The organism is Enterobacter cloacae complex sp. P17RS, from assembly GCF_014895885.1.
Classification (GTDB): domain Bacteria; phylum Pseudomonadota; class Gammaproteobacteria; order Enterobacterales; family Enterobacteriaceae; genus Enterobacter; species Enterobacter bugandensis.
The window spans coordinates 16,557-29,730 of the sequence record NZ_JADBQK010000018.1 but is presented as its reverse complement, the minus strand read 5'-3'; the positions used below and the strand labels follow the sequence as shown (position 1 = coordinate 29,730).

Below are 13,174 nucleotides of genomic sequence, written 5' to 3'. Positions count from 1 at the left end.
CCCAGGGCATAAGCGACTCCATAAACGGGTTCTTATGCCTCAGTTGTAAGTGTCTACCATGTCCCCGAACAAGTGTTCACTATGTCCCCGGACCGTACATGGGAGAGGGCCAGGGTGAGGGCATCAGGCCGCAGCAAACTTACCCCGTAACCGCCTCTTCAACTGGCGGCTTCGTCAGCAGCGTAAGCATGGTGTTCGCAATCTCACGCTCGCCCATCACCACCTGATTCGCGCCGCGCTCGGTGATGTACTCTACCTCGTCGTCATAGTGCGCTCGGGCAATGATCTCAATACCGGGGCACTTCTCACGCGCGGAGGCCACAATCTCACCCGCTTCATAGCCGTTTGGAATGGTCAGCAGCAGCCAGCGGGCACAGTCCAGATGCGCCAGCTCCATGATCTCTTCGTTCGCCGCATTGCCCAGCACCGCACGAATCCCGCGCTCGCGAAGCTCATCCACGCGGGTGCGTGACGTCTCAATCACCACCAGCGGAATGCCCTGCGCCATCAGCTTCTCGCCGAGCAGGCTGCCGACGCGGCCAAAGCCCACCAGCAGGGCGTGATTACAAATATCCACCGGGATCTGCTTCTCTTCTTCCGTTGCCTCTTCCAGCGTCTGCTCTTCGAGGGTTTCGGTCTTCTCGAGGTATTTTTCCAGCAGGGCAAACAATACCGGGTTTAGCATGATGGAGAGGATTGCCCCCGCCAGCACCAGATTTTGCCCCGCCTGTGGCAGCAGGTTCAGGGCCATGCCCAGACCGGCCAGAATAAAGGCGAACTCGCCAATCTGTGCCAGGCTGGCGGCAATGGTCAGCGCCGTGCGCGGCGAGTGGCCGAACATTCGCACCAGGAAGAAAGCCGCGAGCGACTTACCAAAAATAATGATCGCCAGCGTGCCCAGCACGGCCAGCGGCTGCTGGATCAGCACCAGCGGATCGAACAGCATCCCGACGGAGACGAAGAACAACACGGCAAACGCATCGCGCAGCGGCAGGGTATCGTGCGCCGCACGGTGGCTCAGCTCGGATTCGTTCAGCACCATCCCGGCGAAGAACGCCCCCAGGGCAAAGGAGACATCAAACAGCTCAACGGCACCGAAGGCGATGCCCAGCGCCAGCGCCAGCACGGAGAGGGTAAACAGCTCGCGGGAGCCGGTTGCCGCGCTGCGGGACATGATCCACGGCACCAGACGGCGACCCACCAGCATCATGATGGCGATAAAGGCCACCACTTTACCGATGGTGATGCTCATATCCAGCGCCAGCGAGGCGAAGCCGACGTTGTCTTTTTCCATCATCCCGGCGACGGCGGGCAGCAGCACCAGCGTCAACACCATCACCAGATCTTCAACAATCAGCCAGCCAATCGCGATTTGCCCGCGCTGGCTGTCTATCAGCTGCCTCTCTTCAAGCGCGCGCAGCAGCACCACGGTACTGGCGGTGGAGAGGCACAGCCCAAAGACGATGCCGGTCATCAGCGACCAGCCCAGCACTGCCGAAAGCGCCATGCCCAGCAGCGTCGCCACCCCTATCTGGGCGATCGCTCCGGGTATGGCGATCGACTTTACCGCCATCAGGTCCTTCAGCGAAAAATGCAGACCGACGCCAAACATCAGCAGGATCACGCCCAGTTCCGCCAGCTCTGGCGCCAGTTTGGTATCCGCCACGAAGCCTGGCGTGAAAGGCCCCGCCAGTACACCCGCTAACAAATAGCCGACAAGAGGAGAAATACGCAGCTTATTGGCAATCATGCCAAGGATAAAAGCGAGCACAAGTCCACCAACAATGGTGGTAATAAGCGGTGTGGCGTGGTGCATTCCGTCTCCTTTCGTGGTGAGTGTTCCATTTTTGGCGTGAATACCAAAAAGCCAGGTAATAGTTTATGACAATTTTTACCCTTATGTTTATGAATAATTGTTGAAGTTTGAATAAAACAGCAATATGCGCGTAAAAAAGCGCATTTTGATAAATTACGCAAGAGGAGAAAGAAGAAACCCTTATGGCATCAGGCTGTCAGGCAGCCAAAGTCAAACTTTGGCTGCCCGTAATTTACGCTTTGTGGCGGTTATCAGGCAGGAATATGGTCAACATCCCAAGAAGTGGCAGGAAAGCGCAGATTTTATAAACCAGGAAGATGCTGGTGTGATCCGCAACCATCCCTAATACCGCTGCACCCAGCCCGCCCATGCCGAAGGCGAAACCGAAAAAAAGTCCGGAAACCATACCGATACGACCCGGCAGCAGCTCCTGGGCATAGACCAGAATGGCGGAAAACGCGGAGGCGAGGATAAAACCAATAATCACGGTCAAAATCCCCGTCCATTCAAGGCTGGCGTACGGCAAAATGAGGGTAAAGGGCGCCACGCCGAGGATAGAGCCCCAAATGACATATTTACGGCCAATTTTATCCCCCACCGGCCCGCCAATGACCGTTCCTGCGGCCACCGCGAAGAGGAAAGCAAACAGATGGAACTGCGCGTTTTGTACCGATAATCCGAATTTTTGCATCAGATAAAAGGTGTAATAGCTGCTGATGCTCGCCATATAGAAGTATTTCGAGAAAATCAGCACCAGCAGCACGGAGACCGCAAGAATGACCTTATTACGAGGCAGGGGATTGATAACCTTCGCTTTAGGTTTCCCTTTGTTCACGCGATGCTGGGCGGCGTACCAGCGGCTGATCTGTGCCAGCACGACAATGGCGAGCAGGGCGGCCAGCACAAACCAGGCCACGTTGCCTTTGCCATACGGGGCGATAATCACCGCCGCCAGCAGCGGGCCGAGGGAGCTACCGAAGTTGCCCCCTACCTGGAAGAGGGACTGCGCCAGCCCGTGACGGCCACCGGAGGCCATACGCGCCACGCGGGACGATTCCGGATGGAAGACGGACGAGCCGGTTCCCACCAGCGCGGCGGCGAGCAGAACCGCTTCAAAACTGCCTGCCATGGCCAGCAGCACCAGCCCGCTTAAGGTAAAGCACATGCCTATCGGCAGCGACCACGGCATCGGGTATTTATCCGTCCAGTAACCCACCACCGGCTGCAGCAGCGACGAGGCCAGCTGGAAGGTCAGGGTGATCATCCCGATCTGTACGAAGGTTAACGAAAACTCGGACTGCAGCAGCGGGTAGATCGCCAGAATCAACGACTGGATCATGTCGTTGAGCAGGTGCGAGAGGCTGATTGCGCCTAAAACTTTAAAAGAGGTGCGCGACGTCGGCGCGCCCGGAGCGGGCTGGGTTGATTCACTGATTGCCATAAATACCACGTCAATTTGTTATTAGAGATGCAGGGAGTAATTATTATCCGACTAACATACTCGTCCGTGACATTTGAAGAAAGTCGCAATTCTGAAAACTTATTTGTCTATTCTTGTTAGTCACTGTAATTTTTGCCTTTGTCTATTGGTCAGGGAGAGAGAAGATGAAGTTAATGAAGCGGGGCGTCGCGCTGGCGCTTATTGCCGCATGGGGCCTGGCAAGCCTGCCCGCGCAGGCGTATGAAAAAGATAAAACCTATAAAATCACCATTCTGCATACCAACGATCATCACGGTCATTTCTGGCGCAGTGAATACGGCGAGTATGGTCTGTCGGCGCAAAAAACGCTGGTGGACGGCATTCGCAAAGAGGTGGCGGCCCAGGGCGGCAGCGTGTTGCTGCTGTCGGGCGGGGATATTAATACCGGCGTGCCGGAATCGGATTTACAGGATGCTGAACCCGATTTCCGCGGCATGAATTTAATCGGTTACGACGCGATGGCCGTCGGCAACCACGAGTTTGACAATCCGCTGAGCGTGCTGCGCCAGCAGGAGAAATGGTCCAAATTCCCGTTCCTCTCCGCCAATATTTACCAGAAAAGCACCGGAGAACGTCTGTTTAAACCGTGGGCGCTGTTTAAGCGTCAGGATCTCAAAATCGCGGTCATCGGCTTAACCACCGACGATACGGCAAAAATCGGTAACCCTGAGTTCTTCACCGATATCGAATTCCGCAAACCGGCAGACGAAGCGAAGCTGGTGATTCAGGAGCTGCAGCAGAACGAAAAGCCGGACGTGATTATCGCCACTACCCACATGGGACACTACGATAACGGCGAGCACGGCTCCAATGCGCCCGGCGACGTGGAGATGGCGCGCAGCCTGCCAGCGGGCTCGCTGGCGATGATTGTGGGCGGTCACTCGCAGGATCCGGTGTGCATGGCGTCGGAGAACAAAAAGCAGGTGGACTACGTGCCGGGCACGCCGTGTGCGCCAGATCGTCAGAACGGGATCTGGATTGTGCAGGCCCACGAGTGGGGTAAATACGTGGGTCGGGCGGACTTTGAGTTTCGTAACGGTGAGATGAAGCTGGTGCGCTATCAGCTCATCCCGGTGAACCTGAAGAAGAAAGTCACCTACCCCGACGGGAAAAGCGAGCGTGTACTTTACACGCCAGAGATTGCTGAAAACCAGCAGATGCTCTCCCTGCTGACGCCGTTCCAGAACAAGGGCAAGGCGCAGCTGGACGTGAAAATCGGCACGCTGAACGGTCGTCTGGAAGGGGACCGCAGTAAAGTCCGCTTCGTGCAGACCAACATGGGCCATCTGGTGCTGGCGGCGCAGATGGCGCGCACGAATGCGGACTTCGGCGTGATGAGCGGCGGCGGCATTCGTGACTCCATCGAAGGCGGAAACATCACCTATAAAGACGTGCTGAAGGTGCAGCCGTTCGGCAACGTGGTGGTGTATGCGGATATGAGCGGGAAAGAGGTCGTTGACTACCTGACCGCTGTGGCGCAGATGAAGCCGGACTCGGGTGCCTATCCGCAGTTTGCCAACGTCAGCTTTGTGGCGAAGGACGGCAAGCTCAACGATCTCAAAATCAAAGGCGAGCCGGTAGACCCTGCGAAAACCTACCGTCTGGCGACGTTAAGCTTTAACGCCACCGGCGGCGACGGCTATCCGCACATCGATAATAAACCGGGTTACGTAAACACCGGTTTTATCGATGCGGAAGTACTGAAGCAGTACATCGAGCAGAACTCGCCGATTGACGTGAATGCCTATGAGCCGAAAGGTGAGGTGAGCTGGCAGTAGTGTTGTGCGGCCTGATGCCCTCACTCCAACCCTCTCCCACCGGGAGAGGGCGCGAACACAAAAAACGGTAACGCCTGTTACCGTTTTGCTTTTACCTCGTAGCCGCCACCCGGCTTTTTTTACTCCCGGCGGGCAATATCCGCAAACTTCGCGTCCAGCATTTTCGCCAGATCGCCCGCGGCCAGTTCAATATCCAGCCCGCGTTTACCGCCCGAAATATAGATCGTCTCAAATTCCTGCGAAGGCGCATCGATCAGCGTCGGCAGGCGTTTTTTCTGTCCGAGCGGGCTGATCCCGCCCACCAGATAGCCCGTGGTGCGTTGCGCAACCATCGGGTCCGCCATATCCACCTTTTTCGCCCCCAGCGCTTTCGCTACCTTTTTGAGATCGAGCTGTCCGGCAACGGGCGTTACCGCCACGGCGAGATGCTTCATATCGCCATTCACCGCGACCAGCAGCGTTTTATAGACCTGGTCAGCGTTCAGCCCCAGCTTGCGCACCACTTCATCACCAAAGTTGGTTTCGTTCGGATCGTGATCGTAGGTATGGATCCGGAAAGAAATATTGTTTTTTTCGAGTAATTTAACGGCGGGAGTCATAGCTATCCTTCTTACGACAGACAATTCATGCAGCCAGCATACGCCTGACGTTTGTCTAAAAAATAGCACCATCTTGCGCAATAGTGTTGGCAGTGATGGTCACTTTGAGCGACAATCGGCTCAGCCGAAGGTCACTTCGGTATAATAAAAACGATGAAATTCCTCTTTGACGGGCCAATAGAGATATTGGCCATTTTTTTATTTCAACAGCGACGGCAAATTCCCTTCGCCGTATAAATGCAGCGCCCCGACCGCGACCACGTACTCCCCCGCAGGTAAAGCATGCAGCGTCTCTCGCCAGGCTTTGTTGCGCGCATTCATCAGCACATCATAAAGCGATTCACTGAACGTCGACGGTAGCGCCAGCTTACCGTCCGCGGGCGGCGCATCCAGCCACCAGCCAATCATGGTTTGCAGCAGACGCGCGTTGGTGTGCCAGTGGGTCAGGGTATCATCCAGCAGCATCAGACCGTCGTCAGGAAGCTGGCGCAGGAGCGCAATCTGGCTGTCCGTCCCTTCCAGCTCGATGATGGGCATACGGCGCGCCCGCGCCACGTTCAGCAGCTGGTAATCAATGCCGTAGTCACCGCGCAGGCCCAGACGCTGCGCCTGCGTGGCCTGCAGCACCATCGCAATTTGCCACAGCGGCAGGGTGTCAATCATGGAGAGCGACACGCCGGTTTCTGCCGCCACGCGCCTCAGCTCCGCGAGCTGGTCGTCGTTCAGGCGCTCCGCCAGCGGGAGATCGCTTTCAAGCCCGGCAAACGGCGACTCGTGGCCGGAAATGTCGGCCTCGACGACCAGCGCGTCGGCGCGCTTCAGGCGTTTTATCAGACCGGATGGCAGAGGGGACATCCCCTGCGTGCCCATATGGATGCTGCCGACCAGGTGCAGGTGTTGCCCGCCGGGAAGCGAAATATCCAGGCCGGGCCAGGCATAGCGGCGGGGGAAGAGGGCGCGAAACGATGCTTTTATACGATTATACAGACTCATACGCGCTCCATGACCGGAAAGGGTCATGCTAGCGCGTACAAGAACAAGGTTCAATCCTTCGGTTTAAACCGCAGCAGACGGTTGGCGTTGCTCACCACGGTAATGGAGGAGAGTGCCATCGCCGCACCCGCAACCACCGGGTTCAGCAGGGTGCCGGTCAGCGGCCACAAAATGCCGGCAGCAACCGGAATACCGAGCGAGTTATAGATGAACGCCCCCAGCAGGTTCTGCTTCATGTTGCGCAACGTGGCTTTCGAAATGGCCAGGGCGTCGGCAACGCCCATCAGGCTGTGGCGCATCAGCGTAATGGCGGCGGTTTCAATGGCGACATCGCTCCCGCCACCCATGGCTATCCCTACGTCCGCCTGGGCCAGCGCCGGGGCGTCGTTGATGCCGTCGCCCACCATCGCCACCTGGCGACCCTGACTTTGCAGGTTCTTGATGGCGTCCGCTTTGCCGTCCGGCAGCACGCCCGCAATCACCTCATCAATACCGGCCTCTTTCGCGATGGCGTTGGCGGTGGTCGGGTTATCCCCGGTCAGCATCACCAGGCGATAGCCCGCGCGGTGCAGGCGCTGTAAGGCATCCACGCTGTCCTGGCGAAGCGGATCGCGCACGGCCAGCAGCGCGGCGGCTTTGCCATCCACCGCCAGCAGAACCGGGGTGGCGCCTTGAGACGCCTGCGCTTTCAGCTCTTCTTCCAGCGCGGACGTATCAACACCGTTTTCATTCAGCAATGCCTGGTTACCCAGCAGCAGCGCGTGGCCGTCGGCTTCACCGCTGACGCCGAGCCCGCGCAGGGTACGGAAATTGCTGACCTGCGGCAGGGCAGAAGCATTCGCCTTATCGAGAATGGCGCGGGCCAGCGGGTGGCTGGAACCCTGCTCCAGCGCGGCGGCAAGGCGCAGCGCGTCCTCTTGCGCAATGCCAGCGGTACTCACGGCCACTACCTGCGGTTTGCCCTCGGTCAACGTGCCGGTTTTATCAAAGACAATCGTATCCAGGGTGCTCGCCCGCTGCAGGGCATCCGCATCACGGACCAGCACGCCAAACTCGGCGGCACGGCCCACGCCGGAGATAATTGACATCGGCGTCGCCAGGCCAAGAGCGCACGGACAGGCGATGATCAGCACCGTAGTGGCGATGACCAGGGTGTAGACAATCTGCGGTGCCGGGCCGAAGAAATACCAGATCGCCGCGCTCAGCAGCGCAATGCCGACCACTACCGGCACAAAAATGGCCGAGATTTTGTCAGCAAGCTGGCCAATCTCCGGCTTGCTGCTCTGGGCCTGGCGGACCATGCGGATAATACGCGACAGCGTGGTGTGGCTACCGACGGCACTGGCGCGGAACAGCACGCTGCCGTCCTGCACTACCGTACCGGCATGAACCGCATCGCCCTGTGATTTTTGTTGGGGGATCGGCTCCCCGGTCAACATCGCTTCATCCAGCCAGGCGACGCCCTGGGTGATTTCACCGTCGACGGGCACCCGGTCGCCGGTGGTCAGGCGCAGCGTCATGCCCGGCTGTACATCAGCCAGCGGGACGCTTTTTTCCCCATCGTCCGTGACCACGCGGGCCGTCGGCGGGGTTAAATCGAGCAAGCGTTCCAGCGCTTTCGAGGAGCGCTGACGGGCGCGCGCTTCCAGCATGTGGCCCAGGTTAATCAGGCCGATAATCATGGCGCTGGCTTCATAATAGAGATGGCGGGCTTCCATCGGGAACCACTGGGGCCAGACGTTCACGCTCATGGAGTAAAGCCACGCCGCGCCGGTACCGAGCGCAACCAGCGTATCCATCGTCGCCGTGCGGTTTTTCAGGCTCTTCCAGGCGCTGGTATAAAAATGCCCACCTGCAAAGACCATGACCGCAAGGGTAATTAAACCAATCACCAGCCACAGCGTGCGGTTGTCTGCGGTGACCATCATGTTGTCACCCATCATGCCCCACACCATCACCGGAATACCGACCAGCAGGGCGACGATCGCCTGCCAGCGGAAGCGCTTCATGGTGGCAATAGCCGTTTCCTGCTGGCGTTCGCGGCGCTCGGCATCATCTTCGATGGCCTCCGCCCCGTAGCCCGCTTTTTCCACGGCCTGCACTAAATCTGCGGCGGAAGCACTGCCCATCACCAGCGCAGTACGCTCCGCAAGGTTGACCCGTGCCTGTGCGACGCCCGGTACCGCCTGCAGGGCGTTCTGCACGCGGGAGACGCAGCTGGCGCAGCTCATGCCGTTGATCAGCAGCTGTTGGCTGTCATCAATATCATCCGCTGCCGGAAGCTCAGGAGTGGCCGCTGTCAGTGCTTCCGACGGGGATGATGACTCTGCCAGCGGGTTAGCCTTTGGGTGGCTTAATTCCGCCCCATAACCGGCCTGTTTAATGGTATCAATCAGCGCGTCCGCGCTGGCGCTGCCGGTCACGGCGGCATGGTCGATAGTCACTTCAGCGCTTTCAACGTCAGGACGCTGTTCCAGGCTTTCTTTAACGCGTTTGACGCAGTGGCCGCAGGAGAGGCCGTCCAGCGTCAGGTCGATAGTGTGAGACATAACAAAACTCCCGTATAATATATTGGTCAGTTGTTGACCGGAGTAACGCTTTTCGCTAACTGTTATGAAGGTTAAACCTTCCATCAAGGGGAAGGTCAAGGGGGAAATGTGAATATCAGTGACGTGGCAAAAAAAACCGGCTTAACCAGCAAGGCGATCCGCTTTTATGAAGAGAAGGGGCTGGTAACGCCACCGCTGCGCAGTGAAAACGGCTACCGCAGCTACACGCAGCTGCATCTCGATGAGCTGACGCTGCTGCGCCAGGCAAGACAGGTGGGGTTTAACCTGGAAGAGTGCGGCGAGCTGGTTAACCTGTTTAACGATCCGAAGCGCCACAGCGCGGACGTGAAAAAACGCACGCTGGAAAAAGTGGCGGAGATCGAGCGCCACATCATCGAGCTACAGGCGATGCGCGAACAGCTGCTGCAGCTGGCGGAATCCTGTCCGGGTGATGACAGCGCCGACTGCCCGATTATTGATAATCTTGCCGGCTGCTGCCATCGCAAAACCCACGTCTAGCAGGCTTTTACCCGCAGCGTAATCCCTTCCACCGCAATGACCTCAACCTGCGTTCCGGCACTGAGGTCGTCGTCGGCCACCACCGGCCACGAGCTGTCGCCCACGCGCATGTGCCCGCGCCCGTTCACCAGCGCGGCGTCGAGCGTAAAGCGCTTGCCGACAATCTGCTGTCCGCGCTGGTTGAGATGCGCGTCCAGCGGTTTCTGCTCTTTGACCTGACGGTTAAGCCAGCGCCACCACAGCCAGGCGGCAACCAGCGTCAGCACGGCAAACAGCGCGCCCTGCCACGCCCAGCCCAGAGGAAGGATCCAGACCAGCAGGCCCGTAATGACTGCGGCAACACCGCTCCAGAGCAGGTAGCCGTTGCCGCCAAGCATCTCCGCCGCCAGCAATAAGCCACCGAGGCTTAGCCAGAAGGCATGAGGATGTGCAACGATGAGCTCAATCATTTTTTACGCTCGTTTCCGCTGTCTTTGATCAGTTCGGCGATCCCTGCGATAGAGCCCATCAGGCTGCTGGCGTCCAGGGGCATCATCACCACTTTGCTGTTGTTCGCGGAGCCGATCTCTTTCAGCGCATCGGTATATTTTTGCGCCACGAAGTAGTTCACGGCCTGGATATCACCGGCGGCAATCGCCTCGGAGACCATCTGTGTCGCACGGGCTTCCGCTTCTGCGGAACGTTCACGCGCTTCCGCCTGTAAGAACGCGGACTGACGGTCGCCTTCGGCTTTCAGGATCTGCGACTGTTTTTCCCCTTCCGCTTTGAGGATCTCCGCCTGACGGACCCCTTCGGCTTCCAGAATATAGGCACGCTTGGTACGCTCGGCCTTCATCTGCGCGTTCATGGAGGCGATCAGCTCTGCCGGTGGGCGCACGTCGCGGATCTCAATACGGGTGACTTTGATCCCCCACGGGTTCGTTGCCTCATCAACAATGTGCAGCAGGCGGGTATTGATGCTGTCGCGCTGGGAGAGCATTTCGTCCAGCTCCATCGAGCCGAGCACGGTACGGATGTTGGTCATCGTCAGGTTGACGATCGCCAGCTCCAGGTTGCTCACCTCATAGGCCGCTTTCGGCGCATCAATCACCTGAATAAAGCAGACGGCATCAATGGTAACGTTGGCGTTATCTTTGGAGATCACTTCCTGAGAGGGGATATCCAGCACCTGCTCCATCATGTTGATCTTGCGGCCAATCCGGTCCATGAACGGAACAATCAGGCTTAGGCCGGGCTGCAGCGTGTTGGTATAGCGGCCAAAGCGCTCGACGGTCCACTGGTAACCCTGAGGGACAATTTTGACACCTGCGCCCACGATAACCAGCGCGACGAATATAAGGACGGGAACAACGATGAGCATAAAAACCTCCTGTTTTGCATGCTTTGATGAGAAAAAGCGCGTGTTTGCTATTCGTAAGTATATCGGCTAATGGGCTAAAATTCGCCCCGTCCGACGGGCGGGGCAGAGCGTTAGTGGTAGCTGTAGGTAAAGTCAGCGATCAGCGCATCGTCACCCGCATCGGCGATGGCTTTCGACAGGCCGTGATAGAAGGTCTCCAGCCCAATCTCTTCGACCTGGCGCAGCTGCTCGCGGATCGGCGCGCAGAACAGTTCCGCATTGCCCGCGCCCACGCGCTTGTTGTTCGGCGGAAGCTGACCGGTGATCCCTTTGAACCAGGTGCGAACCGCGCCCTTCAGAGAGGTGGGCGCGTCGTTGACGGCGTCGTGTCCCGTCAGAATTTGCAGCGTCGGGAACTGGTCTGCACAGACTGCCGTTTTCATACGCGCATAAAACTGGCTGAAGAGTTCGAAAGACTGCAGATCGGTGACTTTGGGTTTGGTCGTTTTGCCCTGAACGTTGCCTGTCTTTTTCGCCGCGGGCTGCGCGGGCGCCAGATTATTGAGCTGCAGATCGAACAGCAGGTTCGCGTGTTCGCGTCGTTTGCTTACGTCCGGGAAGCGTTCGATAAACGCGCGGATAAATTCCGGCGTCATCAGGTCCGCAAAATCATGGTTGACCAGCCACTGGCCGCGGGCAAACTCACCGGGAGACTGGAACCAGGCCGGAACCTTGCCCGGCTCGAACTCTTTGACATTCCCTCTGCCGTCGATTTCAACGAAGCGAGTGCCGTTATCAAACGCAAAGCGGCAATTCTTCAGCTGAATGACCGGCTTCATCTTCAGCAGGCCCTTAACGAACCGGACAAGCTCTCCCCCGAACACATAAGCCGTAACGGATTCTGAAGCAATGGCAGCAAGAAGCTGATCGATGGTTTTCACGCCGGGTTCAAGTTCAGAAAACTCATAAAAAGTGTGAATATTAGACATTCTTGTACTTCCTTATTGTGTTGCGGGCAGAGCTTAACACCACTTTAACGAATGTTCTAAACCAGGGATACGGAAGTGTCGCTAAGGTCACGGCGTAAACTGTAAAGCGAAAGTGTAAAGCATGTCTAATGAATGCACAGTAAACACAATCGGAAGTCTTGGTGGCGAAAGGGGGCGCTAAAACGCGTTGTGACGAACGTGCGGCACGGATTATGCTAATTACGCTCAGGAGTTACTGGAAAAAATATGAACAACGAAAATGCAGTTTTGCAGATAAAGGACGTCGGCTTTCGTGTCGCAAATAACACGATCCTTCAGCACGTCGGGTTTAACCTTTCCCCCGGTGAGTTCAAGCTGATAACGGGGCCGTCAGGCTGCGGTAAAAGCACCTTACTGAAGATTGTGGCCTCACTGCTGAGCCCAACGGAGGGAACCATTCTGTTTGAAGGGCAGGATATTGCGTCACTTTCCCCGGAAAGCTATCGCCAGCAGGTCTCTTATTGCGTCCAAACGCCCGTGCTTTTTGGCGACACGGTTTTTGATAACCTGATTTTTCCGTGGCAAATCCGCAATAAAACGCCGGAGCCGGAAAAATTCATCGACGATCTGGCCCGTTTTGGCCTGGCGGAGGAGACGCTGACCAAATCCATCAGTGAGCTCTCGGGCGGCGAAAAGCAGCGCGTCTCGCTGATCCGTAATCTGCAGTTCTTACCGAAGGTATTGCTGCTGGATGAGATCACCAGCGCGCTCGATGATACCAACAAACGCAACGTCAACGAGATTATTCATCGTTACGCCCGCGAGCAGAATATTGCCGTGATGTGGGTGACGCACGACTCAAACGAAATTACCCATGCGGATGACGTGATTACGCTCCAGCCGCACGGCGGGAAAATGCAGGAGGCCAACCGTGGGTGAGCATAACATTACCAATGAATCTCTGGCGTTTTCGATGGTGCTGGTGCTGATTGCTATCGTCGTCAGCTACCGGGAAAAGCTGGGCCTGGAAAAAGATATTGTCTGGAGTATCTGCCGCGCGGTGGTACAGCTCGTCATCGTCGGCTATGTGCTGAAGTATATTTTCAACGTCAACCACGCGGTGCTGACGCTGC

At 57.4% G+C, this 13,174-nt stretch carries 12 protein-coding genes; 4 read left to right on the top strand and 8 right to left on the bottom strand.

Annotation, left to right across the window (positions count from 1 at the left end; translation table 11 throughout):
* Positions 1–139: 139 nt before the first annotated feature.
* Both ybaL and IM265_RS14500 read right to left on the bottom strand, forming a co-directional pair.
* Positions 140–1,816, bottom strand: a complete 1,677-nt coding sequence (gene ybaL / locus IM265_RS14505) for a YbaL family putative K(+) efflux transporter (protein ID WP_045260697.1) — start codon at positions 1,814–1,816, stop codon at positions 140–142.
* Positions 1,817–2,048: 232 nt separating this feature from the next.
* Positions 2,049–3,257, bottom strand: a complete 1,209-nt coding sequence (locus tag IM265_RS14500) for an MFS transporter (RefSeq protein ID WP_193032184.1) — start codon at positions 3,255–3,257, stop codon at positions 2,049–2,051.
* Between the two features lie 164 nt (positions 3,258–3,421).
* On the opposite strand from IM265_RS14500, the gene ushA reads away from it, so the two are divergent.
* Positions 3,422–5,074 carry a bifunctional UDP-sugar hydrolase/5'-nucleotidase UshA gene (gene ushA, locus IM265_RS14495; RefSeq protein ID WP_028012202.1) on the top strand — a complete coding sequence of 551 codons (1,653 nt, stop codon included), beginning with the start codon at positions 3,422–3,424 and terminating at the stop codon, positions 5,072–5,074.
* 119 nt (positions 5,075–5,193) lie between these two features.
* Here the strand turns inward: ushA and ybaK are convergent, their stop codons facing one another.
* The 3 genes from ybaK to copA all read right to left on the bottom strand — a co-directional run bounded on the left by ybaK (position 5,194) and on the right by copA (position 9,215).
* Positions 5,194–5,673 (bottom strand): Cys-tRNA(Pro)/Cys-tRNA(Cys) deacylase YbaK, encoded by a 480-nt coding sequence (gene ybaK / locus IM265_RS14490; protein WP_008499307.1) that lies wholly within the window; start codon positions 5,671–5,673, stop codon positions 5,194–5,196.
* A 198-nt stretch (positions 5,674–5,871) separates the two neighbouring features.
* The gene (locus IM265_RS14485) at positions 5,872–6,666 is read right to left on the bottom strand and encodes a TraB/GumN family protein (RefSeq protein WP_193032186.1); all 795 of its coding nucleotides are present in this window, start codon (positions 6,664–6,666) and stop codon (positions 5,872–5,874) included.
* 50 nt (positions 6,667–6,716) lie between these two features.
* Positions 6,717–9,215 (bottom strand): copper-exporting P-type ATPase CopA, encoded by a 2,499-nt coding sequence (gene copA / locus IM265_RS14480; protein WP_193032188.1) that lies wholly within the window; start codon positions 9,213–9,215, stop codon positions 6,717–6,719.
* Positions 9,216–9,323: 108 nt separating this feature from the next.
* Here copA and cueR point away from each other — a divergent pair, with 108 nt between their 5' ends.
* Entirely contained in the window at positions 9,324–9,734 is a 411-nt protein-coding gene (gene cueR, locus IM265_RS14475) for a Cu(I)-responsive transcriptional regulator (protein ID WP_028012206.1), read from the top strand.
* On the opposite strand, the gene IM265_RS14470 is transcribed toward cueR, so the two are convergent.
* The 3 genes from IM265_RS14470 to IM265_RS14460 form a co-directional block, all read right to left on the bottom strand.
* Positions 9,731–10,183: an NfeD family protein gene (locus tag IM265_RS14470; RefSeq protein WP_028012207.1), complete on the bottom strand. Its 453-nt coding sequence runs from the start codon at positions 10,181–10,183 to the stop codon at positions 9,731–9,733. The two genes, cueR and IM265_RS14470, sit on opposite strands and share 4 nt — an antisense overlap.
* Positions 10,180–11,094 carry an SPFH domain-containing protein gene (locus tag IM265_RS14465; protein WP_008499312.1) on the bottom strand — a complete coding sequence of 305 codons (915 nt, stop codon included), beginning with the start codon at positions 11,092–11,094 and terminating at the stop codon, positions 10,180–10,182. The genes IM265_RS14470 and IM265_RS14465 overlap by 4 nt, the downstream gene beginning before the upstream one ends.
* A 110-nt stretch (positions 11,095–11,204) precedes the next feature.
* Positions 11,205–12,062, bottom strand: a complete 858-nt coding sequence (locus tag IM265_RS14460) for a hypothetical protein (RefSeq protein ID WP_193032190.1) — start codon at positions 12,060–12,062, stop codon at positions 11,205–11,207.
* A gap of 246 nt (positions 12,063–12,308) precedes the next feature.
* Between IM265_RS14460 and fetA the strand changes: the two genes are divergently transcribed.
* Together fetA and IM265_RS22050 are read left to right on the top strand one after the other, a co-directional pair.
* The gene (fetA, locus tag IM265_RS14455; protein WP_193032192.1) at positions 12,309–12,980 is read left to right on the top strand and encodes an iron ABC transporter ATP-binding protein FetA; all 672 of its coding nucleotides are present in this window, start codon (positions 12,309–12,311) and stop codon (positions 12,978–12,980) included.
* Positions 12,973–13,174: ABC transporter permease (locus tag IM265_RS22050; RefSeq protein WP_370625910.1), on the top strand; the 202-nt coding region annotated here is incomplete at its 3' end. The genes fetA and IM265_RS22050, both read left to right, overlap by 8 nt.